20 protein-coding genes are annotated in these 26,641 nt (G+C 71.6%); 9 read left to right on the forward strand and 11 right to left on the reverse strand.

Features of this window, described 5'->3' with window-relative positions; all coding sequences use genetic code 11:
* Positions 1-203: 203 nt before the first annotated feature.
* The 4 genes from NYZ98_RS31650 (at position 204) to NYZ98_RS31665 (ending at position 5,448) form a co-directional block, all read left to right on the forward strand.
* Positions 204-1,784, forward strand: coding sequence for an NCS1 family nucleobase:cation symporter-1 (locus NYZ98_RS31650; protein ID WP_262847257.1), 1,581 nt, complete (start codon positions 204-206; stop codon positions 1,782-1,784).
* On the forward strand, positions 1,784-2,518 hold the full coding sequence (locus NYZ98_RS31655) for an aspartate/glutamate racemase family protein (RefSeq protein ID WP_262847258.1): 735 nt from the start codon (positions 1,784-1,786) through the stop codon (positions 2,516-2,518). Before NYZ98_RS31650 ends, NYZ98_RS31655 begins: the two co-directional genes overlap by 1 nt.
* A 168-nt stretch (positions 2,519-2,686) precedes the next feature.
* Positions 2,687-3,628, forward strand: coding sequence for a hypothetical protein (locus NYZ98_RS31660; RefSeq protein WP_262847259.1), 942 nt, complete (start codon positions 2,687-2,689; stop codon positions 3,626-3,628).
* A gap of 2 nt (positions 3,629-3,630) precedes the next feature.
* Positions 3,631-5,448, forward strand: coding sequence for a CASTOR/POLLUX-related putative ion channel (locus NYZ98_RS31665; RefSeq protein ID WP_262847260.1), 1,818 nt, complete (start codon positions 3,631-3,633; stop codon positions 5,446-5,448).
* 60 nt (positions 5,449-5,508) lie between these two features.
* Here NYZ98_RS31665 and NYZ98_RS31670 read toward each other — a convergent pair whose 3' ends face one another.
* Positions 5,509-7,539, reverse strand: coding sequence for an AfsR/SARP family transcriptional regulator (locus NYZ98_RS31670; protein WP_262847261.1), 2,031 nt, complete (start codon positions 7,537-7,539; stop codon positions 5,509-5,511).
* 288 nt (positions 7,540-7,827) lie between these two features.
* Here NYZ98_RS31670 and NYZ98_RS31675 point away from each other — a divergent pair, with 288 nt between their 5' ends.
* Complete coding sequence (locus NYZ98_RS31675) at positions 7,828-8,565, forward strand: lytic polysaccharide monooxygenase (RefSeq protein WP_262847262.1); 738 nt, start codon at positions 7,828-7,830, stop codon at positions 8,563-8,565.
* A gap of 76 nt (positions 8,566-8,641) precedes the next feature.
* Positions 8,642-9,274, forward strand: a complete 633-nt coding sequence (locus tag NYZ98_RS31680; RefSeq protein ID WP_262847263.1) for a DUF305 domain-containing protein — start codon at positions 8,642-8,644, stop codon at positions 9,272-9,274.
* 30 nt (positions 9,275-9,304) lie between these two features.
* Here NYZ98_RS31680 and NYZ98_RS31685 read toward each other — a convergent pair whose 3' ends face one another.
* Genes NYZ98_RS31685 through NYZ98_RS31700 form a run of 4 tightly spaced genes read right to left on the reverse strand, consistent with a single transcriptional unit; the run spans position 9,305 to position 15,244 of the window.
* Positions 9,305-12,076, reverse strand: a complete 2,772-nt coding sequence (locus NYZ98_RS31685) for a discoidin domain-containing protein (RefSeq protein ID WP_262847264.1) — start codon at positions 12,074-12,076, stop codon at positions 9,305-9,307.
* A gap of 60 nt (positions 12,077-12,136) precedes the next feature.
* Positions 12,137-12,970 (reverse strand): carbohydrate ABC transporter permease, encoded by an 834-nt coding sequence (locus NYZ98_RS31690; RefSeq protein WP_262847265.1) that lies wholly within the window; start codon positions 12,968-12,970, stop codon positions 12,137-12,139.
* A complete protein-coding gene (locus NYZ98_RS31695; RefSeq protein WP_262847266.1) occupies positions 12,967-13,941 on the reverse strand; it encodes a carbohydrate ABC transporter permease in 975 nt (324 codons plus the stop codon). Before NYZ98_RS31695 ends, NYZ98_RS31690 begins: the two co-directional genes overlap by 4 nt.
* Positions 13,942-13,957: 16 nt before the next feature.
* Complete coding sequence (locus tag NYZ98_RS31700; RefSeq protein ID WP_262847267.1) at positions 13,958-15,244, reverse strand: ABC transporter substrate-binding protein; 1,287 nt, start codon at positions 15,242-15,244, stop codon at positions 13,958-13,960.
* Between the two features lie 186 nt (positions 15,245-15,430).
* Here NYZ98_RS31700 and NYZ98_RS31705 point away from each other — a divergent pair, with 186 nt between their 5' ends.
* From NYZ98_RS31705 to NYZ98_RS31715, 3 genes are all read left to right on the forward strand, one after another.
* Positions 15,431-16,435: a LacI family DNA-binding transcriptional regulator gene (locus NYZ98_RS31705; protein ID WP_262847268.1), complete on the forward strand. Its 1,005-nt coding sequence runs from the start codon at positions 15,431-15,433 to the stop codon at positions 16,433-16,435.
* A gap of 222 nt (positions 16,436-16,657) precedes the next feature.
* Positions 16,658-17,032 carry an STAS domain-containing protein gene (locus NYZ98_RS31710; protein WP_262847269.1) on the forward strand — a complete coding sequence of 125 codons (375 nt, stop codon included), beginning with the start codon at positions 16,658-16,660 and terminating at the stop codon, positions 17,030-17,032.
* 149 nt (positions 17,033-17,181) lie between these two features.
* Positions 17,182-17,577 (forward strand): ATP-binding protein, encoded by a 396-nt coding sequence (locus NYZ98_RS31715; RefSeq protein ID WP_262847270.1) that lies wholly within the window; start codon positions 17,182-17,184, stop codon positions 17,575-17,577.
* Positions 17,578-17,615: 38 nt separating this feature from the next.
* On the opposite strand, the gene NYZ98_RS31720 is transcribed toward NYZ98_RS31715, so the two are convergent.
* The 6 genes from NYZ98_RS31720 to NYZ98_RS31745 form a co-directional block, all read right to left on the reverse strand.
* Positions 17,616-19,481, reverse strand: a complete 1,866-nt coding sequence (locus tag NYZ98_RS31720) for a discoidin domain-containing protein (RefSeq protein WP_262847271.1) — start codon at positions 19,479-19,481, stop codon at positions 17,616-17,618.
* 119 nt (positions 19,482-19,600) lie between these two features.
* Positions 19,601-20,599, reverse strand: a complete 999-nt coding sequence (locus NYZ98_RS31725; protein WP_262847272.1) for a substrate-binding domain-containing protein — start codon at positions 20,597-20,599, stop codon at positions 19,601-19,603.
* 31 nt (positions 20,600-20,630) lie between these two features.
* Positions 20,631-21,629 carry an ABC transporter permease gene (locus NYZ98_RS31730; RefSeq protein ID WP_262847273.1) on the reverse strand — a complete coding sequence of 333 codons (999 nt, stop codon included), beginning with the start codon at positions 21,627-21,629 and terminating at the stop codon, positions 20,631-20,633.
* A complete protein-coding gene (locus NYZ98_RS31735; RefSeq protein ID WP_262847274.1) occupies positions 21,626-23,116 on the reverse strand; it encodes a sugar ABC transporter ATP-binding protein in 1,491 nt (496 codons plus the stop codon). Before NYZ98_RS31735 ends, NYZ98_RS31730 begins: the two co-directional genes overlap by 4 nt.
* A complete protein-coding gene (locus NYZ98_RS31740) occupies positions 23,113-24,528 on the reverse strand; it encodes an aldehyde dehydrogenase family protein (RefSeq protein WP_262847275.1) in 1,416 nt (471 codons plus the stop codon). The genes NYZ98_RS31735 and NYZ98_RS31740 overlap by 4 nt, the downstream gene beginning before the upstream one ends.
* Before the next feature lie 237 nt (positions 24,529-24,765).
* Positions 24,766-25,605, reverse strand: coding sequence for an IclR family transcriptional regulator (locus NYZ98_RS31745; RefSeq protein WP_262847276.1), 840 nt, complete (start codon positions 25,603-25,605; stop codon positions 24,766-24,768).
* Between the last annotated feature and the right edge of the window lie 1,036 nt (positions 25,606-26,641).

Genomic DNA, 26,641 nt, shown 5'->3' on the forward strand with positions numbered 1-26,641 from the left:
GCATCCGTTGAGCGACCACGTAACGACCGCCGCCGCCAAGTGATCTCCTGAGCGCCACACAGCGGCCCCGCACGGCCCGTGGCCCCGTCGACAACGCCATCCCCGCCGGCCCTCTCGCCGGCCCTTCGACAACCCCGCGCCCCCCACCTCGGCATGCCCGCACGCGGGACATCCAGTTCCCGCGCGTCACCCCCGGAGCTGAAATGACCGAACACAGCGCACCCTCCCAGCCGAAACCCCACGATCTCGTCGAGGCGGCGGGCATGCCCGTCGGCGCCGGCCTCATCAAGCCCGGCTACGACCCCCGGCTGGCGAACGAGGACCTGGCCCCGCTCCGCAAGCAGAGCTGGACCTCCTACAACATCTTCGCGTTCTGGATGTCCGACGTGCACAGCGTCGGCGGCTACGTCACGGCCGGCAGCCTGTTCGCCCTCGGGCTCGCGAGCTGGCAGGTCCTGTTCGCCCTGCTCGCGGGCATCGTCATCGTGAACGTGTTCTGCAACCTGGTCGCCAAGCCCAGCCAGGTGACCGGCGTGCCGTACCCGGTCATCAACCGGGCGATCTTCGGGGTGCGCGGCGCCAACATCCCCGCCATCATCCGCGGCCTCATCGCGATCGCCTGGTACGGCGTGCAGACCTACCTGGCCTCCCAGTCGCTGATCATCATCTTCCTCAAGTTCTGGCCCGCGACGGCCGCGCTGAACGAGGGCGGCCTCCTCGGCCTGCCCCCGCTCGGCTACATCTGCTACGCCATCCTGTGGGTCGCCCAGGCCGCGGTGTTCTGGAAGGGCATGGAGGCGATCCGCCGGTTCATCGACTGGGCCGGGCCCGCCGTGTACGTCGTCATGGTCGTGCTCGCCGTCTACCTGGTGAGCAAGGCCGGCTGGTCCAACATCAGCCTGGACCTCTCCTCGGGTCCCCAGCTCGACTTCGGCGCGTCGATCCCGGTCATGCTCGGCGCGATCGCGCTGGTCGTGTCCTACTTCTCCGGCCCGATGCTGAACTTCGGTGACTTCTCCCGCTACGGGAAGTCGTTCGGCTCGGTGAAGAGGGGGAACCTGCTCGGCCTGCCGGTCAACTTCCTGTTCTTCTCGCTGCTCACCGTGATCACGGCCTCGGCGACCGTGCCGGTGTTCGGCGAGCTGATCACCGACCCCATCCACACGGTCCAGCGCATCGACACCCCGTTCGCGGTGCTGCTCGGCGGGCTCACCTTCGTCATCGCGACCGTCGGCATCAACATCGTCGCCAACTTCATCTCCCCGGCGTTCGACTTCTCCAACGTGAACCCGCAGAAGATCAGCTGGCGCACCGGCGGCATGATCGCCGCGGTCGGGTCGGTGCTGCTCACCCCGTGGAACTGGTACGGCAACCCGGACGCCATCCAGTACACCCTCGGCATCCTCGGCGCGCTGATCGGGCCGCTGTTCGGGATCCTGATCTCCGGCTACTACATCGTGAGCCGCCAGCGGGTGTGGGTGGACGACCTGTTCACCATGGACCCGGCCGGCCGCTACTGGTTCAGGAACGGCTACAACCCCAACGCGGTCTACGCGGTGCTGTTCAGCGGCGTGCCCACGGTCGCGTCGGTGCTGGTGCCCACGCTGCTGGCCGACCTGGAGCTCACGACCGTCGACCTGGCCTGGATCGGCCACTACAGCTGGTTCGTCGGCTGCGCACTCGGGTTCGCGGCGTTCACCCTGCTGGAACGCGCCTCGCCGCGCATCGGCGGCCTCGACCGGGACGCGGAACTGGTGACGGACGGCACGGCCCAGGCCGGCTGATGGCCCGCATCCGGGTGATCAACCCCAACACCTCCCGGGCGATGACCGAGAGCATCGGCCGGTGCGCCCGGGCGGTGGCGGAACCCGCCACCGTCGTCACGGCGGTCAACCCGGCCATGGGCCCGGAGTCGATCGAGAGCCACTACGACGAGGCGCTGGCCGTGCCCGGACTGCTCGCGGAGATCGCGGCGGGCGAGGCGGCCGGCGCCGACGCGTATGTCATCGCGTGCTTCGGCGACCCCGGGCTCGACGCCGCGCGCGAGCTGGCGACGGGCCCGGTGGTCGGGATCGCCGAGGCCGCCATGCACGCGGCCACCCTGCTCGGGCGCGGCTTCAGCGTCGTGACGACGCTGGCCAGGACCACCGGGCGCGCCTGGGACCTCGCCGCGCGGTACGGCTTCTCGGGCGCGTGCCGGGGGGTGCACGCCTGCGACATCCCGGTGCTGGAGCTGGACGACCCCGCCTCCGGCGCCCGCGCGGTGGTGGCGGACCTGTGCGCGGAGGCCCTGGCCAGGGACGGGTGCGACTCGATCGTGCTCGGCTGCGCGGGCATGGCCCCGTTCTGCGCGGACATCTCCCGCCGCCTCGGCGTCCCAGTGATCGACGGCGTGGCCGTGGCGACCAAGCTCGCCGAGTCGCTGGTGTCCCTCGGCCTGCGGACCGGCGCCCGGGGCGAGTACGCCCCGCCGGGGCCCAAGAAGTACACGGGCCTGCTCGGCGGCTTCTCCATCTGACCCCGGACGCCACCCCGGCCACCCGTCCCGCCGGGCTTGTGCCAGACTGCTCTGACCCCGGCGGGCGGTGCCGGACGGGCCGGTGACGCGAGGGGCGGACGGGGCCCCCGGGGCGCGTTTATATCTCGTTTATCTATCATCAACATGCATGTCTTACGATCACGCCTCATGACTAGTCAGCAGATGTCCGCTGAGCGCGAATATGTACCCCCGAGCCACGCACCCCAACCCCCGGTGGAGGAAGAGGAGAGGGGCGGGGTCCTCGGGCTGCTGGAGCGCATCGGCTCGGTCGTGGTCCCGATCGGCGTCGGACTGTACGCGCTGCTCTACCTCGGCGTCGAGCAGATGTACGGGATCTTCGGCATCAACCCGCAGCAGGCCGGCATCGACCAGTCGGTCCTGCTCGGCCGGCTCATGGGCACGCTGATCCTGCTCCTGCTGATCCTGATCCCGGCTCTCGGCCTCATCGTCGCCCTCGGCTGGGTGATCGACAAGGTGACCGGCGGCGCGGCCGGCCGGCTCGTGCAGGGCATCCGGCGGCGGCCGTGGATCGTCGCCCTGATCGCGGCCCTGTGGAGCGGGGCCACCTACGTCGCCCTCATGCAGCTCCTGACCGATTGGACCGTCGCGTTCCAGGTCATCGTCGCGGTGGGGCTCGGCGTGCTGGCCTTCCTGGTGCCGTACCGGCTGCTGCGCCGCCGCTCGGTCGGGCGCGCGGGCATGAAGGTGGTCGTCGGCGCCCTCACGGGCATCGGCCTCGGCTTCATCCTGATCTTCGGCCTGGTCAAGGGCGCCGTCGACGTGCAGGAGACCGGCAAGGCCAACGACCTGCTGAGCTACGTCGGCTTCCAGGACCAGTGGGCCATCATCCGCAGCGCCGACAACGACAAACCGCTGTACGACGGCCGCTGGATGATGCTCCTCGGCGAGAGCGACGGCACCTACATCTTCTACGACTGCGACAAACTGGAGACCTTCCGCCGCCCGATGGAGACGACCAACCTCGGGAGCCTCCAGCTCGACCCCGAGCGCGAGAAGGGCTTCACCTGCGGCGACCTGGTCAAGGACGAGGCCGCCAAGGATCCGGCGGCCAAGGATGGGGGTGAGTAGCCATGTCCCGTGAGCGACTGCGCTACTGGTTCGACAACACGATGTCCAAGGGGACCCCGGCCCTGATCGGCTGGCTGGCGGTCGCCTCCGCACTGCTCATCGCCTTCGTCACCGTGCTCGCTTACCCCTTCAGCGGGGAGCACGGCAGCGCGCTCAAGATCGCCTGGATGAGCCTGCTGCGCACGCTCGACCCCGGCACCATGGGCGGCGACGACGGCAACGAGTTCTTCGTCTTCATGATGCTCTTCGTCACGATCGGCGGCCTGTTCATCGTCAGCGCCCTGGTCGGCGTCCTCACCACCGGCCTCGAGGCCAAGCTCGACGGCCTGCGCAAGGGCAGGTCCCGGGTCGTCGAGGAGGGGCACACCGTCCTGCTCGGCTGGTCCGACGACATCTTCGCCATCATCTCCGAGCTGGTGACCGCCAAGGAGAGCGAGAAGCGCTCAGTGATCGCCGTCCTCGCCGACCGCGACAAGGTGGAGATGGAGGAGGACCTGCGCGCCCGCCTCGGCGACACCGGCCGCACGCGCATCGTCTGCCGCACCGGCGACCCCTCCGAGCGCTCCGCCCTGGACAGCGTCAGCCCCGGCGCCGCGAGCTCGATCCTGGTGCTGCCCGCCGACGACTCCCAGCTCATCAAGACGCTGCTCGCGCTCGGCAACCGCCAGTGGCCCGCCACCCGCCCGCCCGTCGTGGCCGCGGTGACCGACAGCGGCAACCTCGGCGCGGCGCGCATCGCCGGCGGGGAGCACGTCGAGGTGGTCGACTCCGAGGAGATCGCCGCCCGCCTGGTCGTGCAGTCGTGCCGGCAGTCCGGGCTGTCGGCGGTCTACAGCGACCTGCTCGACTTCGACGGCGACGAGATCTACATCAGGTCCGAGCCGTCCCTGGCCGGCCGCACCTACGGCGACGCGCTCCTGGCCTACGCCACCGCGGCGCCGCTCGGCCTGCGGCGCCAGGACGGCACCGTCGAGATCAACCCGCCCTCCTCCACCCTGATCCGGCCGGGCGACCAGGTGATCCTGATCGCCGCCGACGACTCCGAGATCCGGCTGGCCACCTCGGCGCCCGCGATCCGGCACGACGCGATCAGGGAGCCGGGCGTCGCCAAGGTCAGCCCGTCACGGACGCTCATCCTCGGCTCCAACATCCGCAGGGCGCGGATCCTGCGCGAGCTCGGGCACTACCTGCCGGCCGGCTCCGAGATCCACCTGGCCGGCCCCGAGTCCGACGAGGCCGCCCCCGCCCCGGGCGTGCTGGTGACCTCCAAGGAGTGCGACACCACCAGCCGCACCGCGCTGGAGTCGCTCGGCGTGCGCACCTACGACCACGTCATCGTGCTGTCCGACGACGCCTACGAGGCCCAGAAGGCCGACGCGCGCACGCTGGTCACCCTGCTGCACCTGCGGGACATGAAGGCCGGCAGCGCGATCGTCAGCGAGATGAACGACGAGCGCAACCGGCTGCTCGCCCAGGTGGCCGAGGCCGACGACTTCGTGGTCGGCGGCAAGCTCGTCAGCCTGCTGCTCACCCAGCTCGCCGAGAACCGGCACCTGGCCCAGGTGTTCGACCAGCTCTTCAGCCACCTCGGCTCGGAGATCTACCTCAAGCCCGCCGGGGACTACGTGGCCACCGGCGTGCCGGTCAACTTCGTGACCGTGATCGAGGCGGCGCGGTCGCGGGGCGAGACCGCGATCGGGTACCGGCGGGCCGGCGACTCCGGCACACCGCCCCGGTACGGCGTGCGGCTCAACCCCGGCAAGGAGGCGCCGCTCACGCTGGAGCCCGGCGACCGGGTGATCGTGCTCTCCGAGAGCTGACCCCGCGGGCACCGGGCGGGGCCGTCGCCCCCGGCGGCGGCCCGGCCGCCGGGGCCCGGGTCAGCGGATCGAGGGCTGGGCCAGGCTTCCGATCGCGTGGGACAGCAGCAGCAGGTCGGCCACCGGCTCGGGCCGCCGGGCGGAAGGGCCGGCCGCAGCCCCGGACCGGGCGGCGGGGGAGAGGTTCCCGGTCCGCACGTGGAAGTCGATCAGCCTGCTGATCGCGGCCTGGCACGCCGCCACCCCGTCCTCGGTCACGGCGCGGCGGCGGGCGTAGGCCCGGACCGGGGCGAGGTAGGAGTACCTGCCGGGGGAGCCGGTCTCCATCAGGTGCACGTCCACCAGGGACTCCAGCAGCGGCCGCGCCATCTCGCCGGGCAGCCGCAGGACCGACGCGGCCGCGAGGTCGGTGACCTCCGGCTCCTCCGACATCGCGACCAGCCGGAACGCGCGCGCCTGCTCGGCGTCCAGCCTCCGGTAGCCGCGGTCGAGCGGGGCGTCGGCGGCCAGGCAGTCCGAGCGCCGGTCGGTCAGGCGGCGCATCTCCTCGCGCACGAGGCGCTCGACGGCCGCCACCGACCAGCCCGGCCGCGTGGCCAGCCGCGCCCCGGCGAGCCGCACCGACAGCGGGATCCCCGCGCACGCTTCGGCGAGCCCCCGGGCGGCCCTCGGCTCGGCCCCGACGCGCGCGGCGCCGGCGACGTGCCCGAGCAGCGCCACCGCCTCGTCGGGCGCGAAGGGGTCCAGCTTGAGCCAGCGCGCCCCGGGCAGGTCGAGCATCCGCTGCCGGCCGGTGACGATGACGGCGCTGCCGGGGGCGGCGGGCAGCAGCTCGCGGATCTGGGCGCTGTCGCGGGCGTCGTCCAGGACGATCAGCACCCGCCGGCCCGACAGGGTGGTGCGCCACAGGGCGGCGCGCTCGCGGGTGGTGACCGGTATGGCGTGGCCGGGGACGCCGAAGGAGCGCAGGAACGCGGCGAGGACCTCGCCCGGCTCGGACGGCTCGCCCGTGGCCGCGAGGTCGACGTACAGCTGCCCGCCCGGGAACGCCTCCCGTGCGGCGTGCGCGGCGTGCACGGCCAGGGCCGTCTTGCCGATGCCGCCGAGCCCGACGATGCCGACCAGCGGCACGCCGGGCTGGGCCAGCGCCTCGGCCACCTCGCGCAGCCCGGTGGACCTGCCGGTGAAGTCGGCGAGGTCGGCGGGGAGCTGCGCGGGCGCGGGCGGCGGCGGGGCGGCCGGCCATCCCCGCGCGGAGGGCCCGAGCAGGCGCGGGTCGGCGGCCAGGATGCGCCGGTGCATCTCCCGCAGGCCGGGCCCGGGGTCAAGGCCGAGCTCCGCGGCCAGCAGGCGGCGGCACTCACGGAAGCTCTCCAGCGCCTCCGACTGGCGCCCGGCGCGGTACAGGGCCAGCATCAGCAGCTCGCGGGAGCGCTCCCGCAGCGGGTGCGCGCCGACCATGGCCGCCAGCTCGGTGACCACCCCGATGTCGAGGCCAAGCTCCAGGTCGATGGCGAACCTGTCCTCGGCGGCGGCCAGGCGGAGCCGGTCCAGCCGGGTGCGCTGGGCCTCGGCGTAGGTGCCGGGGACGCCGGTCAGCGGGGAGCCCTTCCACAGGCCGAGCGCGTCCCCGAGCGCGGCGGCCGCCGCGGGGGCGTCCCCTTCGCGCCGGGCGGTCCGCGCCCGGGTCACCAGGTCCTGGAACAGGGTCAGGTCCAGCCGGCCGGGCCCGGCGCGCAGGGCGTACCCGCCTCTGGCCGAGGCGATGAGGCCGGGGCCGAGCGCGCGGCGCAGCCGGGAGACGTAGGTGCGGACGGTGCTGACGGCGGACTGCGGGGGCGCGTCCTCCCACATGATGTCGACGAGGTCCGTGAGGCTCACCGGGGCGCCCTCGTGCAGGAGCAGGATCGCCAGGGCGGTGCGCTGCTGCGGGGTGCCGAGGTCCACCTCGGCGCCGTCGCGCCAGGCGCGGACCGGGCCCAGCACCGCGAAACGGGCGCCTGACCCGGGCCCGGGCGCCCGCCGGTCGCCTTCGGCGGCGTGGCCGGCACCGCCGCCGGTCGTGCCGAGGAGCGGAGGGGGCTGGCGCATACGTATCGGCGTTCCTTCGCGATGATCATGATGTCCGCCCGGGGGGACGGCATCCGGGACCACCGGTCGTCGTTTCGGCCGGTCGCCGCCGGAAACCTGTAGCCTAACCGCCCGCGCCGGGCGCCGGTAACGGTTCGGCGCCGGGCCCTGGCACACCGGGGGCGAAAAGGGGCGGCGGGCCGGGGGAGCGTGACCCTTGACAAGGTCCGCGACAGGGGCTGCCAGGCTATTTACTCTTAGTAAAGTTTCCTTTATATTCCTGGCATCCCCCCAGCCATGGAGCACCGCATGCGCAAAACGATCATGATAGTCAGCACCGCGCTGATGACCGCCGCGATCACCGTCCTGTCCGCGTCCCCCGCCCTGGCCCACGGGTACATCTCCTCGCCCCCGAGCCGCCAGGCCATGTGCGCCCAGGGCCGCGTGGCCAACTGCGGCGACATCATCTACGAGCCGCAGAGCGTCGAGGGCCCCAAGGGACAGCGCAGCTGCAACGGCGGCGTCGCCCGGTTCGCCCAGCTCGCCGACGAGAGCAAGCCGTGGCCGGCCACCTCGGTCGGCACCACGGTCACCTTCAACTGGGTGCTCACCGCGCGGCACTCCACCAGCCTGTGGGAGTACTACATCGGCGGCACCCGGGTCGCGGTGTTCGACGACCAGGGCCGCCAGCCCGGCGCCACGGTCTCCCACACCGTGAACCTGTCGGGCTTCAGCGGCCGGCAGCGGGTCCTGGCCATCTGGAACATCGCCGACACCGTCAACGCCTTCTACTCGTGCGTCGACCTGCAGATCGGCGGCGGTGGCGGCAACCCGACCCCCACCCCGACGCCCACGCCCACCCCCCGGCCGACCCCGACCCCGACGCCGACCGTGACCGTCCCCGGCGGGACGTGGGCCGCGGGCACCTCCTACGCGGTGGGCGCCCAGGTCACCTACGCCGGCCTGCGCTACCGGTGCCTCCAGGCGCACACGGCCATCGCCGGCTGGGAGCCGCCGAACGTCCCCGCCCTGTGGCAGCGGATCTGACCTCCTGACGGGCGCCGCGTCCACGCGGGCGCGGCGCCCGGATGCCCGCGCGAACCGGCCGAGAGAGGCGGAACACATGAGACGCGCCACACTGGCCCTGGTCCTCGCCGTGAGCCTGCCGGCGCTGCCCGCCTGCGCCGCGACGTCCGCCCAAGGGACGACCGCTCAAGGGACGTCGGCCCAAGGGACGTCCGCCTCGAGGGCCGCCGCCCCGGAAACGGCCGCCGCCGCCCCGGCGCCCGCCGCGACCGGGCCCGTCAACGCGGCGGACGTGATGTTCCTGCAGATGATGATCCCGCACAACCGCCAGGGGATGGAGATGGCCGCCCTGGCCAGGACCCGCGCCGTGCGCGCCGAGGTGAAGGCGCTCGCGGCGGCGATCGAGTCCACCCAGCGCGACGAGGCGCGCACCATGACCGGGTGGCTGCTCGGCTGGGGGCGCTCCCTGACCGCCGACCCCGCCGCGCACGGCGCCCACGGCGGGCTGCACGTCACCGACCCCGCCGACATCGCCGCCCTGCGGACGCTGACCGGCGCCGGCTTCGAGACCCGGTTCCTCAATGTGCTACTGGCCCACCAGCACAACGCCATCGACATGGCGCGCACCGAGGCCGGCACCGGGTCCAGCCCCGAGGTCAAGGACCTCGCGGGCCGGATCGACCGGTCCCGCACGGCCGAGGTCGGGCAGCTCCTGCGGGAGCTGAGCTGACCGCGCCGGCCGTGCGGGACGGTTCCCGTCCTAGACGGGGGTGACGGTGTAGGTCGACCCCGCCTGGGTGGCGAAGGTCACGACGTCCCCGCTGACGCTCGGGGCGACGGTCCCGCCGCCCACGCGGGCGATCGTCACCGACCGGCCCGGCCACGGGTTGACGAACCGGACGGTCTTGCCGGCCTCGCTGGTGATGTCCACGTACCCCACCTGCGAGCCGCTCCGCGAACTGGAGACGACCAGGCCGTCCTTCGCGCGCAGCTTCACGAACGAGCCGCTCTTACCCGACGGCCACACCGGGAAGAACCGCAGGATCCCGCCGTCGCTCTGCAGGAGCATGTCGTTCACCGCCTCGACGGCGCCCGCCTTCTCCAGCCCGTGGTTCGGGTCGGTCATCCGCAGGTTGGGCGCCATCCGCCCGTTGATCTGTCCCTTCAGCCGGTCGACGAGGCTCTGCGCTGGGTAGCCCACGCGGGCCGCCTGGGTGAACACCTTCGGGAAGCTGTTGTCCTGCCCCCAGGAGTTCATGGCGTCCAGCGTGGTGATGGCCACCTGCCGGTCGGCGGCCGGCGAGTTGATGCCGAGCACCTCGCCCGGGTGGATGAACTCCAGGTTGACGGTGTTGTCGCCCGGGTGGATGTCCCGGGTGTCGCCGCCGCTGATGGTGCCGGGGTCGGCCAGGGCGTACACGGTCTGGCCGTTGTAGGTGGACCGGGGGATGGGCGCCAGGCGCGTCAGGATGTTCTGCCAGGTCGTGCGGAGCGAGGCGTCCACGTTCAGCTCGGTGCTCGCGCTGATCAGCGAGGTCAGCAGGTGCTTGAGCATGCCGAGGTCAGGGCTGGAGTTCCGGCCCCACAGGCCCTCGTGCGGCCCGGACCACAGCGTGTAGCGCTGGGCCCCGGAGTCGAACTCCAGGTAGTTCTGGAAGAACGCGGCCACCTCCTTCATGAAGGGGTAGGCCTTGCCCGACAGGAAGTTCCGGTCCTGGGTGTACTCGTAGTAGGAGATGTACTGCGTGACGGTGAACAGCGAGTTGCCCACCTGCTGGTGGTAGTTGTCGTCGGCGGTCGCGCCGAACGGGGCGATGCCGACGGGGAACAGCACCCCGCTCGGCACCCCGCCGCTGGGGAACCGCCTGCTGATGTAGTCGGGCTTGACCCGGTTGAGGTCCTGCTGTGCGCGCCGCCTGGCCTCGGGCAGGTAGGCCGCCACCAGGTCGTAGTACGGCAGGGCCAGCTCGGGCCGGTTGCTGGAGTAGGCGCTGTAGAAGTTGGCCATCCAGTTGTAGTTGAGGTGCATGTCGCCGTTGAACTGCGGGAAGTCGGTCGTCGCCCACAGGCCGTACAGCCCCGGTGCGGTCTTGCCGGCGCGGCTGGCCGAGCCGAGCAGGTAGAGCGCTCCGTAGTAGTACTTCTCGAGCACGTCGTCGTCGAGGTCGACGTAGGACTTCAGCCAGTACTGCTTCCACCACTCGACATGGCTGGTGTACAGCGTGTCGAGCGACCCGGCGTTCTGCGCCTCGGCCACGGTCCTGGCCGAGGGGGCCGGGTCGGCCGGGTTCTGGCCGCCGCCGGCGACGCCGGTGACGACGCTCACCGTCTGCCCGGCCGGCAGGTCGAAGACGATCTTCCCGGCGGCGCCGCTCGCGGTCGGCGTGCCCACCTGGGCGCCGCCGACGATGCGGGTGGCCAGCGAGGCGCGGGACACCCACCGCGAACCGGCCGCCGTCTGGCGGGTCGCCCATACGGTGTTGCCCGAGACGCCGGAGGTGCTGGTGAAGCCCGAGCGCGGGTCGGGCGAGCCGGTTGAGGTCTGCGCCTGCAGCCGCACGGTGGCCGAGCCGAGCGACCGGATCCGCGTCACGATCACGTTGGAGGTGGGCGCGGTCCAGGTGCTCATCGACACCGGGGTGCCGCCGATCGTCATCGAGGTGTCGACGTCACCCTTGAGGATGTTCTGCTCCTCGGTGAAGGACCCGGACGGCGGGGTGGTGGTGCCGCCCGCGTACAGCTCGAACTGGCCGATGCGCGCGCGGGGGTTGCTGACGGAGTCGGAGGTGGTGCCCTGGGTGGGCTCGGTGAGGGTCAGCCGGACGTACCGGACGTTCTGCGAGCCGATGGTGCGGTCGGTGACGTTCGCGGTGTTGTTGCTCACCGTGTCCACCGTGGTCCAGGTGGAGTTGTTGGAACTGACCGCCAGGGAGAAGTTCTTGCTGTTGTTGGCGGTCTCGGCCGGCCGGGCGGCGGCGTCGTGCCGCAGGACGTACCGGGTGAAGGTCTTGGCGGTGCCGAGGTCCAGGGTGAGGGTCTGCGGCTTGCCGATGGCGGAGACCCACCCCTCGTAACCGCTTCCCCACTGGCCGTTGACGGCCCGGGACGGCGGGAAGTTGCCGTCGGAGCTGGAGGCGGTCGCGGTCGCGCCGAGCGCCAGGTTGGACGACGAGCCGGTGCCCCCGGCCGGGGTGATGGACACCGCGCCGAGCGACACAAGCGAGGGACCGGGGTTGCCGGTCCAGAAGTCGCCCTTGGAGACGTAGAAGGTCTTGTACCCGTCTCCGCCGCCCGAGGTGACGCCGATGTCGCCGTTGCCGAGCAGCGCGGTGTCGGGCATCGTGCGGCTGACCGAGTTGGTGTACGCCTGGTTGGTCCACCGGCCCTTGATCGCGCCGACGAGCTGCTGCACCTGCGTCCACTGCTGGTCCGGTGTCGGGGTGGCGGCGGAGGCGGGTGGCGCGGTCAGCAGGCCGCCGGCGAGCGCGGCGGCCAGCGCCGCCGCGAGGATGGTGCGTCGGGGGGGTTTCATGGATGCCTTTCCGTGGGCTGAGGGGGATGGCCCGAGGTGGCAGATAGGGGAGCGTGCCGGCTATCCCTTGACGGCTCCTCCGGTCAGGCCCTTCACGAAGTTCTTCTGAAGGACCAGGTAGAACAGCAGGATCGGCAGCGTGGCCAGGAACATGAACGCGAACACGGAGCCGAAGTCGGATTGGTACTGGCCGATCGCCCGGTAGACGCCGACCGTCACGGTGGTGCCGCTGTCAGGGCCGAGGATGATCAGCGGCGTCAGGAAGTCGTTCCAGATCCACACTCCCAGGAAGATCAGGACGCTGGCCGACGCGGGGCGCAGCAGGGGGAAGACCACCTGCCAGAACACCCGCATCTTGCCCGCGCCGTCCAGTTCGGCGGCCTCCTCCAGCTCCAGCGGGACGCTCCGGACGAACCCCATGAACAGCAGGACGCCGAAGGGCACGTAGTAGCCGACGTTGACCAGGACCAGGCCTTGCAGGGTCGTCATCAGGCCGAGCGACTTGAGGACGATCGTGATCGGCGCCAGGATCACCGGCGCCGGGATCATGAGCCCGCACAGCAGCGTCACCAGGGTGATCTTGGCGAGCACGTGCCGCGACCGGGCCAGGTAGTGGCCGAGCATCGCAGAAAGGACGGTCAGGACGGTGATGGACAGGGCCGTCACCGCGACGCTGTTGATCAGGCCGTAGGTGAACAGGTGGTCGGGCCGCGACAGCACCGCCGAGATGTTGTCCAGCGTCGGGGGCAGGGGCAGCGCCGCCGGGTGCGGGACGATGTCGGCGCCCGGCTTGAAGACGTTGACCAGCACCAGGTAGAGCGGCAGGAAGAACACCGCCCCGACGAACACCGCGACCAGCGGCCGCAGCCAGGCGTGCGTCCTGGCGTCGATCATCGCGTCACCTCGCGTCGCTGCAGCGTCCTGAGCACGGCCACCGAGACGCTCGCGACCAGCAGGAGCATCACCATCGCCATCGCCGAGGAGTAGCCGACGTGGTTGCCGTTGAAGGCGGTCTGGACGACGTGGAAGGCCATGGTCGCGGTGGTGCCGGTCCCCGGGCCGCCGTTGGTGATGACCTGGATCTGGTCGTAGGCCTTGAAGCCGGTGATCAGCAGCATCACCGTGTTGATCGTCAGCGCCGGGGCGATCATGGGCCAGGTGACGTTGCGGAACCGTGCCATCGGGCCGCACCCGTCGATGGCCGCCGCCTCCTGCAGCTCGCGCGGCACGCCCTGCAGCGCGGCGAGGTACACCACGACGCAGAACCCCAGCATCTGCCAGGTGATGATCCAGGCGATCGAGTACAGCGCGATGCCGGGATCCGACAGCCACCCGGGCGGACGCTCGACGCCGAGTCCGCGCAGCGCGGAGTTCAGCAGGCCGTCGTCGCGGAGCACGGCCTGCCAGATCACGCTGATCACCACCGAGCTGAGCACCACCGGGGTGAAGAACATCCCGCGCAGGGTGAGGTACAGCGCCGTCGCCCGGTCGAGCAGCATGGCGATCAGCAGGCCGCCGGCGTTGGCCAGCAGCGTCACGATCACGGTGATCACCAGCGTGTTGCCGAGCGACTGCAGGAACTCCGGGTCGGTGGCCAGCTCGGTGTAGTTGCGCAGGCCCACCCACCGCGTCGGCGGGTTGAACGGGTTGCGGTTGGTGAAGCCGTAGTACGCCGTCATGACGATCGGGATCAGGACGAACAGCACGTAGGCCAGCAGGCCGGGGAGGACGAACAGGGCCAGCCGCCCCAGCTTCGGGCCGAGGCGCGCCCTGCGGGAGGGGCGCCCCCGCCCAGCGGCACGGGCGCCGCCGCGCGGGGGAGGGGTCGCGGCGCGGGCGCGTACCCGGTGTTCGATGTCGGTCATGGATGCGTGCCCGGCCCTACTGGGTGGCCTTGGTCCACTGGTCGTCGAGGTAGGCCGAGAACTCGGCGGCCGACTTCTTGCCGGTGATCAGGTCCTGGACGGCGAGCGCGGCCTTGTCGGCCAGGCCGGGCGGCAGCGAGCCGTCGCCGGTCTCCTGCGAGAAGGCGTTCACGATGGAGCCGTCCTTCATGCCCTGCTGGTAGATGGCGACGGTCGCGTTGTAGACCGGGCCCATGTCCGAGGGCGGGACGTAGCCCTTGATCGCCGGGATGGAGCCGTCGGCCTTGACGAAGGCGTCGTTGTTCTCCTTGTCCTCGTCGAAGGCCAGCGCCCACTTCTTGGCCAGGTCCACGTCGGCCGCCTTGGCGCTGACCGAGGTGCCGCCGCCGGTGAAGGTCGGGGTGACGGGCGCGCCGTCGTCGGACGGCCAGGGGAAGGCGCCGATCTCGAACGGGGGCTTGGTGTTGTCGGCGGAGGTCGCGAACCACGAGCCCATGGGGTACATGGCGCCCTTGGCGTCGCGGAAGGCCTGCTCGGAGTCGGCGTAGGACCGGCTCAGGCCCGCCGGGTCGATGTAGCCCTGCTCGGCCAGGTCGGCGACCTTCTGGGCGGCCTTGGTGAAGTCGGCGTCCTTGAAGGCGACGCTGCCGGCGGCGCGCCGGGTCAGCCAGTCGGGGGTCTTGCTGTACACGTCGGTGGCGATCGTGCCGGTCAGCGGGTACATGTCGGCCCAGGTGTCGGCGCCGCCGCCGCCGACCACGAACGGGGTGACGCCCTTGGCCTTGAGCTTGGCGCTGACGTCCAGCAGTTCCTTGTACGTCTTGGGCGTCGCGGTGATCCCCGCCTTGGCGAAGGCGTCCTTGTTGTAGTAGATCACCGGGATGACCTGCGTGTTGTACGGCAACTGGTAGATCTTGCCGTCGACGGCGCCCGCCGTCGGCGCGATGAAGTTCTTCAGCTCCTCACCGGTGAAAGCGGCCAGCTTGCCCGCCTGGGCGAAACCGGCGGGGTTGACCGACTGCAGGATGTCGGGGAGGTTGCCCGAGGCGTCGAGCTGCTTGGCGTAGCCCGTGCGGTCGACGTTGGGGGTCACCAGCTTCTTGATGGTCACCCCGGGCACCTTGGCCGAGGCCCTGGCGATGGCGGCGTCCCAGAACTTCGCGTCCAGGTTCGGCGTCTCGAACACGAGGAACGTCAGCGTCACCTTGCCGCCCGCCGAAGGGGCGGCGGCCGGTTCGGCGCCCACCCCGCACCCGGTCGCGGCCAGCGTCGCGACCAGGCAGAAAATCATGGATCTGCGCACGGCACAGCCTCCTTCGCGCCAGTTTTCGGCTACCCGAAGCTGGACTGAGATAACGTTATCCCGAAGGTAGAGTGTTACCGCCAGGTTTCAAGAGCGAGGTAGGCAACAAATGGGTCACGGCGTCGGCAGCACCCCCCGCTGGCCAGGAGCGGCGCTCCCGCCGGAGACGACCTCACAGGGGGGATGGTGACCCGGCGCCCCCGCCGCCCGACGATGGTCGACGTCGCGCGCGAGGCGGGGGTGGCGCTGCGCACGGTGTCGCGCGTCGTCAACGACGACGCGACCGTGGGCGCCGAGCTCGCCGAACGGGTGCGCGCCGCCATCGCCGCCCTGGACTACCGCCCCGACGAGCGCGCGCGCCACCTGCGGCTCGGCGTCACCGGCACCCTCGGCGCCGCCGTCCGGCAGCTCTCCCACGTCAACCCCGTGCTGCGGGCCGTCGAGCGGGCCGCGCGCGCGGCCGGGCTGATGGTGCTGGCCGCCTCCACCGAGGACGACGAGGTGCTCGAACGGCACGTCGTGGAGTCCATGTGCCGGCGGCGCTTCGACGGCATCATCCTGGAACCGATCGGCGAGGACCACGGCTATCTGCTCCCCGAGCTGGCGGCGGGCCTGTCCCTGGTCGCGGTCGACCGGCCCGTCCTCGGGCTCGACGTCGACTGCGTGATCTCCGACAACGTCGCCGGGATAAGGACCGCCTTCGCCCACCTTGTGGCGCACGGGCACGACCGCGTCGCCTACATCGGCGACGACGAGCGCATCTACACCGCGCACGAGCGCGCGACGGCGTTCCGCGCCTGCGCCGCCGCGCACGGGGGGCCGGTCGACGCGATGGTGCACACCGGCCGCATCGAGCCCGGCCGGATCACCTCGGCCGTGCGCGCCGCCCTCGCCGGCCCGGCCCCGGCGACCGCGATCGTCACCGGCAACGCGAGCATCAGCGTGGAGGTGCTGCGGCGGCTCGGGGCCGACTCGCGGAAGGTCGCCATCGTCGGGTTCGACGACTCCGAGCTGGCCACCCTGCTGCGCCCGGACCTCACCGTGGTGGCCCAGGACGACACGGCGATCGGCGGCACCGCGATCGACCTGCTGCGCGCCCGCATCGCCGACCCCGCGCGCCCGGTCAGCCGGGTGACCGTCCCGGTGGAGCTGGTCCGGCGAGGCTCCGGCGAGCTGCCCCCCATCTCCTGACCCGCCTCCGCCCTGCCAGGGCTGCGGCGAGACGCCTGCCGCCCCTGTGCGTCCGGCCCACCCGGGGCGCGGTGAGACGCCTGCCGTCCCCGCGCCTCCGGCCTGCTGGGGTCTGCCGCCGCCCCGGGCCGCCCCGCGCGTCCGGCCTACCGGGGGATCGGGCGGCGGCGATACGATGGGACGCTCGCCGATCCGTCCGTTCGCCTCGCGGAAGGTGTTCTCGTGACCACCGCAGTCCAGCTCGATCCCCACCCCGACGACACGCTCCCGCGCACGCTCATCGTCGCGCTGAGCGGGGAGCTGGACTACACCAACGCCGAGCAGCTGCGGCAGCAGGCCGTGTCCCATCTCACCCCCGACCACCGCAACATGGTGCTCGACCTGGCCGGCCTGACCTTCTGCGACTCCACCGGCATCCGCATCTTCCTGGCCCTGCGCACGCTGATCACCGACCGGGGCGGCGTGATCTCCCTGACCGACCTGCATCCCCGCCTGTCCCGGGTCTTCCAGACGACCGGCCTGGTGAAGTTCTTCGCCGTGCAGCCCACCCGCGCCGACGCGCTGGCCGAGCTGCGCGCCCAGCCGTCCCCCCGCTAGGGCGGCGCCCGCCGGGCGTCCGATGGTTAACGCGGGCACACCGGGTAGGGCTCAGGGTGTAGCTTCTCTGCAACCGCCCTGTTTCTGGTAGGCGAGTCGGTAGCCCCCCGGTGAGATCCAGATACGGCATTCACCCCAAGGGAAAACGCGTGAGCGACGACCAACGAGGCCACTGGCCGATCACGGCCGACCTGACCCTGCTGCGGCAGCGGCTCCTGCGTCACGCGGCCCGCGCGGGCCTGAGCGGGCCCCGGTTGGACGACCTGCTCATCGCCGCCAACGAGGCCGCGATCAACGTCCTGGAGCACGGCGGGGGCGACGGCACGCTGACCATCTGGCACGACGAGGCCGACCTGACCGTGGACGTGGTCGACACCTCCGGGCGGCTCACGCCCTCCGACGTGCACCGCCGCCGCCCCCCCGGCCCCACCGACCGGGGCTTCGGGCTGTGGCTGATGGCCCAGCTCTGCGACGAGTTCACCATCCGCCAGCTCAGCGGCCGCTCCCGCGTACGCCTGCGCATGCGCCTGTCCCCCGCCGTCTAGGGGGCCCGGCCGGGGTGGCCGGGCCCTGCTGAGGAGGGTCAGGAGGCGTAGGCCTCCAGTTCGTACAGTCGCGCGGCGGGGTCGGTGTCGCTGGTCGGGGCGAGGATGTTGACGCGCACGTACCGGGCGGCGACCGGGGTGAACGTGTGCGTGGTGATGCTCGCGGTGTTGCCTCTGGGCGAGGCGACCGTGGTCCAGGTCGTGCCGTTCGTGCTCACCTGGACGTCGAAGTCGCGGGTGTTCCAGGTCGTCTTCTCACCGCCCGCCCCCGAGTGCTTCAGGACGACGCGGCCGACCGTGGTCGAGGCGCCGAGGTCGACGCGGATCCACTTGCTCGAGCCGAGGGAGCACCACTTGTCGGTGTTGCCGCCCGTCACGCTGCCGTTGACCGCCTTGGCCGGCGCCTCGTTGGCCGCGCACTGGCTGTCGGCGGTGGCGGTCTTGTTGAGCGCGAGGTTGGTGCCGCCGGTCGTGCTCGGCGTGTAGAGGCGGATGTCGGTCAGGCTGGCGCTGCCCTCGTAGACGTTGGTGTACAGGTCGCCGATGACGAAGTAGTCCGGGTACGCCGAGCCCGACGGCCACTGGTTCGGCCAGGTCGTGCTGCCGTGCGCGTCGTTCTGCACGAGGTTGCCGTTGAACCGGCCGTCGTACTCCGAGGCCTTGACGTTGTAGTGCCAGATCGGGTCGTTGCCGACGACGAAGTTGCGGTGGAACCGCAGCGTCCGCTGCCCGGCCCGCGCGAAGTTGCCGCTGGCCTCCAGCGTGTAGCCGGTGGCGTCGCGCTCGATCGCGAAGGTGTAGGACGAATTGGGCATGAGCTCGGGCTGGAGCTCGGCGGCCGAGGAGAGCTGCTGCTCGGCGACGCCGCCCGAGCAGCTCGTCATGAACCACTGGGAGTTGCCGGGCAGCCCGCCGGGGCCGGGGGCGTAGTTCGGCATCCCGCTGATCCACATGTTCACCGTGTTGAAGCTGCTGTCACGGTAGTTGTAGTACGTGTTGTTCGAGGCGTCGCAGACGCGCCCGCCCGTGCCCGAGCCCACCCGGTCGGGGTGCTGGGAGAAGGCGTCCATCAGCACCTTGCGGTGGTAGTGCCAGAAGTGGTTGTTGCGGGGCGCCGGGTTGGCGAAGTCCACGATCGACAGGAAGTGGTACCCGTTGTACCCGTAGGTGCCCTCCCGCACGTTCTGCCACTCGCAGTACGGCACCGACGCGTCCCCGGTCCAGCCGGGCGACCGCGAGCCCTCGCCCCACGGGTGCTGCGTCTTGCAGCCCGCCGTGCCGTACCCGTTGATCCGGCCGCCGTAGTTGATCGTGCCGTTGCGCTTGCCGCCGAAGTCGAGGGTCTTCAGCTTGTACTCGATGCGGTACTGGTCGGGCAGCTTGCTGGTGGGCCGGAAGACCGCGCCGCCGGTGGACTCCGGCACGTTGAGCACCGCGACGTGCTCGCTGCCGAGCGCCTGGGTGGTGATCGACGGCGGGGACTCGATGACGCCGTCCTTGTTGAAGTCACGCGCCGACAGCGACGCCGTCAGCCAGCCGTTCTGGCCGACCGTGAACTCCTTGCGGTAGGTGGAGAAGGAGTTGAAGGCGGTCGTCCACGCCGGGCCGTAGTCGTTCTTGTACCACTGCCCGGCGTCGTCGGTGATCGTGTCGAACGGGGTGGTGTAGTTCTCCTTGACCCACGGGGCGTTCCCGGTGTTGATCGGCGCCGAGAAGTCCTCGTTGTAGAGCAGGTTCCAACCGGGGCGGGTCGGGTCGTCGGCCGCCGCGGCCTTGGGGGCAGGAGGCTTGGCGGTCGCGCCGGTCGCGGGCGTGCCCGCCGCCAGCGATCCGGCGATGACGAGACTCGAGGTGACCGCGGCGAGGGCCGCCCCGCGCACGACGCGTCGTACGGTGTGTGGCATCAGGTGTGTCCTCCAATGGACGATGGAGCCTTGGCCGAGCACGCGTGACGCGGGTTCGCGTCACGCGCCGGGCCCGGTGGCGTCGCCGCCCGCCACCTGACCAGCGGTTGGGGACCTCCTCAGAAGGCGCCGTTGGGGTCGTAGTACTGGGACGCGTTCTCCTTGGTGACCCGGGGGGAGGGGACGACCGTGTCCTTCTCCACCTTGGTGCCCTTGAGGATGTCGACCGCCCTGTCCAGGCCCTGGCTGCCGATGATGTCGGCGTCGTTCAGGCCCGTCACGGCGTAGTTGGTGCCGTCGAGGATCGCCTTGAGCGCCTCGGCCTGCCCGTCGACGCCGGCGATGATGATCTGCTTGGTCTTCTTGGCGTCCGCGATGGCGCGCTGGGCGCCCAGGCACATCGCGTCGTTCTCGCAGAACACCGCCTTGAGGTCGGCGTTGGACGCCAGCAGGCTCTCCATCACCGACAACCCGCCGTCGGACCCCCAGTTGCCGAAGTCGGGGGCCTCGACCAGCGTGAACGACGGCTTGGCCGAGAGCACCGACTTGACCCCGTTGGTGCGGGCCAGACCGATGCTGTTGTCGGCGGGGCCGCCCTTGATGATGGCGACCTTGCCTCCGTCGGGTAGCTTCTCGGCGAGGAACTCGCCGTCCTGCTTGCCGATCGCCTCGTTGTCCGGGCCGATCCAGCTCGTGTACTCGCCGGTCTGGAACTTGCGGTCCACCAGGACGACGGGCTTGCCCGCCGCCTTGATGGCGTTCAGCGCGGCGGGCGCCGACTCCAGGGGGCCGCCGGAGATGATGACGGCGTCGACGTTCTTGCTCAGCAGGTCCTCCACGTTGGAGGCCAGCTTGGCCGCGTCGCCGTTGGCGTCGGTGCTGATGATCTCGACGTTGCCCTTCTTCTTGGCCTGGGCGGCGATCGCCTTGTCCATGCCGCTGAAGTAGGGGCCGCTGAGCATGAAGTTGGCGACGCCGATCGTGTAGCTCCCGTCGCCGGACGCCGACGCCGACGCCGACCCGGCCGGGGCCGGGTCACCCGACCCGGACGAGCAGGCGGTCAGGCCGGCGGCCAGCAGGCCGGTGAACAGGATGCCGCGCAGCCTCTTCGCGTTCATAAGGGGGACCTCCGATAGGTGAGGTGTGGTGTCAGGTACGCACCCGGTTGGTGCGCTGGACGAGGATCACGGCGATGATGATCAATCCCTTGAGCACCTGCTGCCAGAAGCTCTGCACGCCGTACAGGTTGAGCAGGTTGTTGATCAGGACCAGGACCAGCACGCCGCCGAAGGTGGCCCGCGTGGAGCCGCGCCCGCCGGCGAGGCTCGCCCCGCCGATGACGCACGCGGCGATCGCGTCGAGCTCGAAGGCGACCCCGACGCTCGGCTGGGCGATGCCGACCCGGCTGGCCAGGATGACGCCCGCCAGGCCCGCGCAGGCGCCGCTGATGGTGTACGCGAGGGCGACGTGCCGGCGCACGTTGATGCCGGCCAGCCGCACGGTCTCGGCGTTGCCGCCGATCGCGACGATCGACCGGCCCGCCGGCGTGCGGGTCAGGAAGATCCCGCCGGCCAGGAACACCGCGAGCATGATGAGCGTGCTCACCGGGATCGGGCCGGCCAGCGCCGAGCCGAGCGTGAAGAACGCCGGGTCCTCAGGGGCGATGGGCACCTCGGAGTACACGAACGCCAGCCCCCGGATGGTCGTCAGCGCCGCCAGCGTCACCACGAACGGCGCCAGCCCGAACCGGGCGACCAGCACCCCGTTGACCAGCCCGAACCCGATGCCCGTCGCGACGCCGACCGCCATGGCCAGCGGGATCGGGAGCCCGGCGACCAGGCCCGCGGTGACGATGCCGGAGAAGGCCACCACCGACCCCACCGACAGGTCGATGCCGCCGGTCAGGATGACCACCAGCATGCCGAACGCCAGCAGGCCCGTCGTGACCATCTGCTTGAGCAGGTTGGTGAGGTTGGCCGGGGTCAGGAACACGTCCGAGGTGAGCGCGGCGGTCGCGACCAGCAGCACGATGAGGGTGACGAACGCGGCCTGCACGGTGAGGTCGCGCCCGCCCACCACCAGCCGGGGCAGCCGCCTCCCGCGCGCCGTCGTCGTGGCCGGCGCGGGTCCGGCGAGCTGGTCGGTCATGCGGTCCTTCCGATCGCGTAGGTGAGGACCTCGTCCTCGGTGACCGCGTCCGACCGGGCCTCGCCGGTGATGCGGCCCTGGTTCATGACCAGCACCCGGTCGGTGGCGCCGAGGACCTCGGTCAGGTCCGAGGAGATGAGCAGGACGCTGAGTCCCTCGCGCGCGAGGTCGTCGATCATCCGGTAGATCTCGACCCGGGTGGCCATGTCCACGCCCCGGGTCGGCTCGTCGAGGATCAGCACCCGTGGCCCGGTCAGCAGCCACTTGGCCAGGACGGCCTTCTGCTGGTTGCCGCCGCTGAGGTGGAGCGTCGTCATGGACGCGCAGTGCGCCGGCCGGATGTCCAGCCGCTCGACCATCTCGGCGACCTTGCGCCGCCGCCGCCCGAAGTCGATCAGCGGGCCCCGCGTGGTCGCGCGCAGCGTCGCGAGCATGATGTTGTCGGCGACGGTCATCCCGAGCACCAGCCCGCTGCCCTTGCGGTCCTCGGTGACGAGCGCGAGCCCGGCGGCGATCGCCTGCCCCGGCGTGCGGAAGCCGCCGGGGCCGCCCGCGACGCGCACCTCGCCCGCGCTCGCGGGCTCGGCGCCGAAGACGCACAGGGCCAGCTCGCTGCGGCCCGAGCCCACCAGGCCGAACAACCCGACGATCTCGCCCGCGTGCAGGGTGAACGAGACGTCCTCGAACTCGCCGCCGCGGCTCAGCCCGGACACGTGCAGCGCCGGCTCGCCGCGGTCCGCGCGCCGGGCCGGGTAGATCTGCTCCAGCCGCCGGCCCGCCATCAGGCCGATCAGCTCGTTCTCGCTGGTCCGCGACGGCTCGGTGGAGCCGATCACCCGGCCGTCCTTGATCACCACGATCGAGTCGGCCAGCTCCAGCACCTCGGCGAGCCGGTGGGAGACGTACACGACCAGGACGCCCCGGTCCCGCAGCCGGCGGATCAGCGCGAACAGCGCTTCCAGGTCGGTGCCGGCCAGCACCGCCGACGGCTCGTCCAGCACCAGCACGCGCGGCTCGTCCACCAGCGCCTTGGCGATCTCGACCATCTGCTGCCGGGCCACCGACAGGCGGCCGGCGATCGTGCGCGGGTCGATCGCCCCGAAACCGATGCTCTCCAGCAGCTCCCGGGCGCGGGCGTGCGCCGCCGGCCAGTCGATCAGCCCGCCGCGGCGGCGGGGGAAGCCGCCCATCAGCAGGTTCTCGGTGACCGACAACCCCGGCACCAGCGACATCTCCTGGTACACGGTCCGGATGCCCCGGGCGTGGGCGTCGTGCGGCGAGCGCATCTCGACCCGCTCGCCGTCCATCCGCATCTCGCCCTCGCTCATCGGCTGGGCACCGGCAAGGATCTTGATCAGGGTGGACTTGCCCGCCCCGTTCGCGCCGACCACCGCCAGCACCTCGCCGCGGCGGCCCACGAGGTCCACCCCGTGCAGCACCTGGACGCCGGCGTAGTCCTTGCGGACGCCCCGGAGTTCCAGGATCATCCGAAGGCCCCCATCAGCACGATCGTCTTCTGGCGGGTGAAGTCCAGGACCGTCTCGTGCAGGCCCTCGCGGTGGCCCCCCGTGTCCTTGGTGCCGCCGAACGGCAGGTTCTCGGCGCGCATCGCGGTCGACCCGTTGATCATCACCGCGCCGACGTCCAGCAGCTTCGCGACGCTGAACGCCCGGTTCACGTCCCGGGTGAACACCGCCGCGTGCAGGCCGTACGGGGACTCGTTGGCCATCCGCACGGCGTCCGCCGGGTCGGCGAAGCTGGCCACCGGCGCCACCGGCCCGAAGATCTCCTCGGCGAACGCCTCACTGCTCGCCGGGACGTCCACCAGCACCACCGGGTCGACGAACGCCGCGCGCCTGCCGCCCCCGGCGACCAGCCGGGCGCCGTCCGCCACCAGCCGCCCGACGGCCGCCTCGACGCGCTCCGCGGCCTCCTCGGCGATCAGCGGGCCGACGTCGGTCGACTCCAGGAGCTGGTCGCCCACCGACAGCTTGGCGGTCTGGCCGAGCAGCGACTCCACGAACGCGTCATGCACGCCGTCCTGCACGTACACCCGCTTGACCGCGCAGCAGATCTGCCCGTTGCCGCGCGCCAGCCGGCCGAGCACCACCGCCTGCGCGGCGGCGTCCACGTCGGCGTCGTCGCACACGATGAGCGCGTCGTTGCCGCCGAGCTCGAGGAACACCTTCTTCAGCGTCCCCGACCCCAGGCGGGCGATCTCCCGGCCGGCGGCCGTGCTCCCGGTGAGGCTCACCGCCGCGATCCCCGGCGACTCGGCGAGCGCCTGGGACACCGCCACCCCGCCGGTGACCACCTGGTGGGCGTGCGCGGGCGCGCCCGCCCGGTCGACCAGCTCGGCGACGCGCAGCAGGGCCAGCGGGCAGCGCGCGGGCGGCTGCACGACGACCGCGTTGCCCGCGGCGAGCGCGGCGGCCGCCTTGTGCGCGTACAGCTCGACCGGGTAGTTGAACGGGACGAGCGCCGCGACCACGCCGAGCGGCTCGCGGATCGTGACGGCGAGGTGCCGCTCCAGGCCCGGCACGGCGTCCATCGGGATCTGCCGCCCGAACAGCCGGGTGGCCTCCCCGGCGTACCCGCGGAAGATCCGCACCGCGGCCTCGACCTCGCCGCGGCACTGGGGGAGCGGCTTGCCGTTCTCCCCGGCCAGCAGCAGGGCGAGGCTCTCGGTCTCCGCCTCAACCAGGTCGGCCACCCGGCGCAGCAGCTCGGCCCGCTCGTGGGCCGGCATGGCGGACATCGCCCGCTGGCCCTCCGCCGCGGCCTCGACGACCTCGGCCACGCGGCGGGCGTCCATGGCCTCCACCTCCCCGAGGCGCTCGCCCGTGCCGGGGTTGCGTACGACGATGACGTGGGCGTCAGGCGATAGGGCGGCGGACATCCGTTTCGACTCCTCGGGTGGTTCGGTCTTCGGTCTTCGGTGGGGGTGCCGCTCGGGCGGCCGGTTCACTGTTCGGGTGGCTGCGTGGGGGCGGCTTCGCTGTTCGGGGACCGGCGTGGGGGCCGGTCCGTTGTTCGGGCGACCGGCGTAGGGGCCGGTCTTGTGCTGGGGGGCTGGTCGGGCGGGCGGTCCGCCTCAGATGGCGGATACGTGGCCGGTCATCCGCGCGGGTGGCGGTCAGGGGTCTCTGGCCTCCGCGAACGGGCCGCCGCCCGCGCGTGTCCTCGGGCGGCTCGCGGAGAACGTCGTGTCGCGGGTGGCCGCGTAGCCGATGCGGCGGCTGATCTCCTCCGCCATCGCCAGCGCGGACGGCGCCAGGCGGTGGCAGTCGTCGATGCTGAACCGGTTGGCGGGCGCCGACACGCTGAACGCGGCGACCGGCTGGCCCGAGGCGTTCATGATCGGCAGGCCGACGCAGCGGACCCCGTCCTCGTTCTCCTCGTCGTCGATCGCGAACCCCTGGCCCCGGATGACGGCCAGCTCGGCGGCCAGGGCGCTGCCGGTGAGGGTGCGCGGGGTGCGGCGGTCGAGGGGACCGGCGAGCACCTCCTCGGTGTACCGCCCGTCCAGCAGGGCGAGCACGGCCTTGCCCATCGCGCTGCAGTGCAGGGGGATGCGGCTGCCGATGCGCGAGACCAGCCGCACCGACTTGGCGCTCTCGACCTTGTCGATGTAGACGATCTGGTCACCGACGGGGACGCCGAGGTGGACCGTCTCGCCGCTGAGCTCGACCAGCTCGACCAGGTACGGCCGCGCCGCCGCCCGCAGGCCGTCCTCCTCCAGGTACTGCCCGGCGAGCGCGACCAGGGTGACCCCGAGGTGGTACGAGCCGGCCGCGTCCCGGTCGAGCACGCCGAGTTCGAGCAGCGACGTGACGTACCTGTGGGCGGTGCTGACGGCTACGCCCGCTTGGCGCGCGAGCTCGCCAAGCGTGACGCCCGTCCGGCCCGTCTCGGAGACCGCGCGGATGAGTTCGAACGCCTTGTCGACGCTCGATGACTTTCGACCACCTTGCATTCGAGTTACTCGAATCCATTTTCATAGTTCTGCAATTTTTTGCGATGGTTACATCGGATGAGATGGGTGTCAAGCCCTCTGCTGCGGCCTCATTCTTCTAGCCTTCGCGAGGTTTATCCACTAGAAGTACCGTTTGTCCGTTGTTACCGCTAAAGATAGATAGGATGAGTCCGCCGAAACGGTCATTTGATGATGATCTTCCCGATGTCCTCACATGCGCGCTTCGGCCAATGAAGCATCGTTATTTGCTCGATACAATCCACTTCTTGCGCCCAGCCCCCACTCGTACCAGAATCAACCCCCAGCCCGCCCCGGCCCCCGGCCACCGAGCGAGGCTCCCCATCCCAGCGCCGACGCGACGGGCGGGGTATCCTCGGGCCGCTGTTGTGCTCGTGTACGGGGGCGCCGACGCGGCGGGACGAGGTTCGGTGATTCCGGCGCCTGATACGGTGCCGCGCCCGGCGGAGAAGGTCCTCGCCTTCGGCTCGGGCAGTGTTTTTGGCCTACCGGCCCTGCCGCCCCCCCAACCCCGCCCTCCGCACCCCCGACCTCCACACCCGGACCTCCGCCCTCCTGGCCCGCGCGGCTCGTATCCCGGCCGCCGTCGTGCTCGTGTACCGGGCGCCGACCGAGGTACTGTCGGCCGCTGTTGTGCTCGTGTACGGGGGCGCCGACGCGGTGGGACGGGGTGCGGTGGTTCCGGCGCCTGATACGGCGCCGGGCCCGGCGGAAAGGTCCTCGCCTTCGGCTCGGGCAGTGTTTTTGGCCTAGCGGCTCTGCCGTCCCCCCGTTCGCCCTGGGAGCCGTCCCCTTCGTTCGCTCTGGGATTTGAGTCCTCTGCGTCGCCAGCGGGGGTCTGTTGCTCGGTGCTGACGCGGTGGGGTGGGGTTCGGCGATGGTGGCGTCTTGTGTGGCGGGTTCGGGATGGTGGCGGGTTCGGGGCGGTGGTGGGTTCGGGGTGGCGGGTTTGGGGTGGTGTCCGGTTTTGGGCAAGGGGTTTTGGGTCCCCTATTGATCGTTTTGGGTGGGTGGGTGT

The sequence above is a fragment of the Sphaerisporangium corydalis genome, from assembly GCF_025506355.1.
GTDB lineage: Bacteria > Actinomycetota > Actinomycetes > Streptosporangiales > Streptosporangiaceae > Sphaerisporangium > Sphaerisporangium corydalis.

Excerpts from the sequence above, each read along its gene's own strand:
- NYZ98_RS31680 (WP_262847263.1), top strand. The coding sequence starts at position 8,642 with ATGAGACGCGCCACACTGGCCCTGGTCCTCGCCGTGAGCCTGCCGGCG.
- NYZ98_RS31745 (WP_262847276.1), bottom strand. The coding sequence starts at position 25,605 with ATGCAAGGTGGTCGAAAGTCATCGAGCGTCGACAAGGCGTTCGAACTC.
- NYZ98_RS31725 (WP_262847272.1), bottom strand. The coding sequence starts at position 20,599 with ATGAACGCGAAGAGGCTGCGCGGCATCCTGTTCACCGGCCTGCTGGCC.
- NYZ98_RS31720 (WP_262847271.1), bottom strand. The coding sequence starts at position 19,481 with ATGCCACACACCGTACGACGCGTCGTGCGCGGGGCGGCCCTCGCCGCG.
- NYZ98_RS31685 (WP_262847264.1), bottom strand. The coding sequence starts at position 12,076 with ATGAAACCCCCCCGACGCACCATCCTCGCGGCGGCGCTGGCCGCCGCG.
- NYZ98_RS31730 (WP_262847273.1), bottom strand. The coding sequence starts at position 21,629 with ATGACCGACCAGCTCGCCGGACCCGCGCCGGCCACGACGACGGCGCGC.
- NYZ98_RS31740 (WP_262847275.1), bottom strand. The coding sequence starts at position 24,528 with ATGTCCGCCGCCCTATCGCCTGACGCCCACGTCATCGTCGTACGCAAC.
- NYZ98_RS31690 (WP_262847265.1), bottom strand. The coding sequence starts at position 12,970 with ATGATCGACGCCAGGACGCACGCCTGGCTGCGGCCGCTGGTCGCGGTG.
- NYZ98_RS31675 (WP_262847262.1), top strand. The coding sequence starts at position 7,828 with ATGCGCAAAACGATCATGATAGTCAGCACCGCGCTGATGACCGCCGCG.
- NYZ98_RS31695 (WP_262847266.1), bottom strand. The coding sequence starts at position 13,941 with ATGACCGACATCGAACACCGGGTACGCGCCCGCGCCGCGACCCCTCCC.
- NYZ98_RS31665 (WP_262847260.1), top strand. The coding sequence starts at position 3,631 with ATGTCCCGTGAGCGACTGCGCTACTGGTTCGACAACACGATGTCCAAG.
- NYZ98_RS31735 (WP_262847274.1), bottom strand. The coding sequence starts at position 23,116 with ATGATCCTGGAACTCCGGGGCGTCCGCAAGGACTACGCCGGCGTCCAG.
- NYZ98_RS31655 (WP_262847258.1), top strand. The coding sequence starts at position 1,784 with ATGGCCCGCATCCGGGTGATCAACCCCAACACCTCCCGGGCGATGACC.
- NYZ98_RS31660 (WP_262847259.1), top strand. The coding sequence starts at position 2,687 with ATGACTAGTCAGCAGATGTCCGCTGAGCGCGAATATGTACCCCCGAGC.
- NYZ98_RS31670 (WP_262847261.1), bottom strand. The coding sequence starts at position 7,539 with ATGCGCCAGCCCCCTCCGCTCCTCGGCACGACCGGCGGCGGTGCCGGC.
- NYZ98_RS31650 (WP_262847257.1), top strand. The coding sequence starts at position 204 with ATGACCGAACACAGCGCACCCTCCCAGCCGAAACCCCACGATCTCGTC.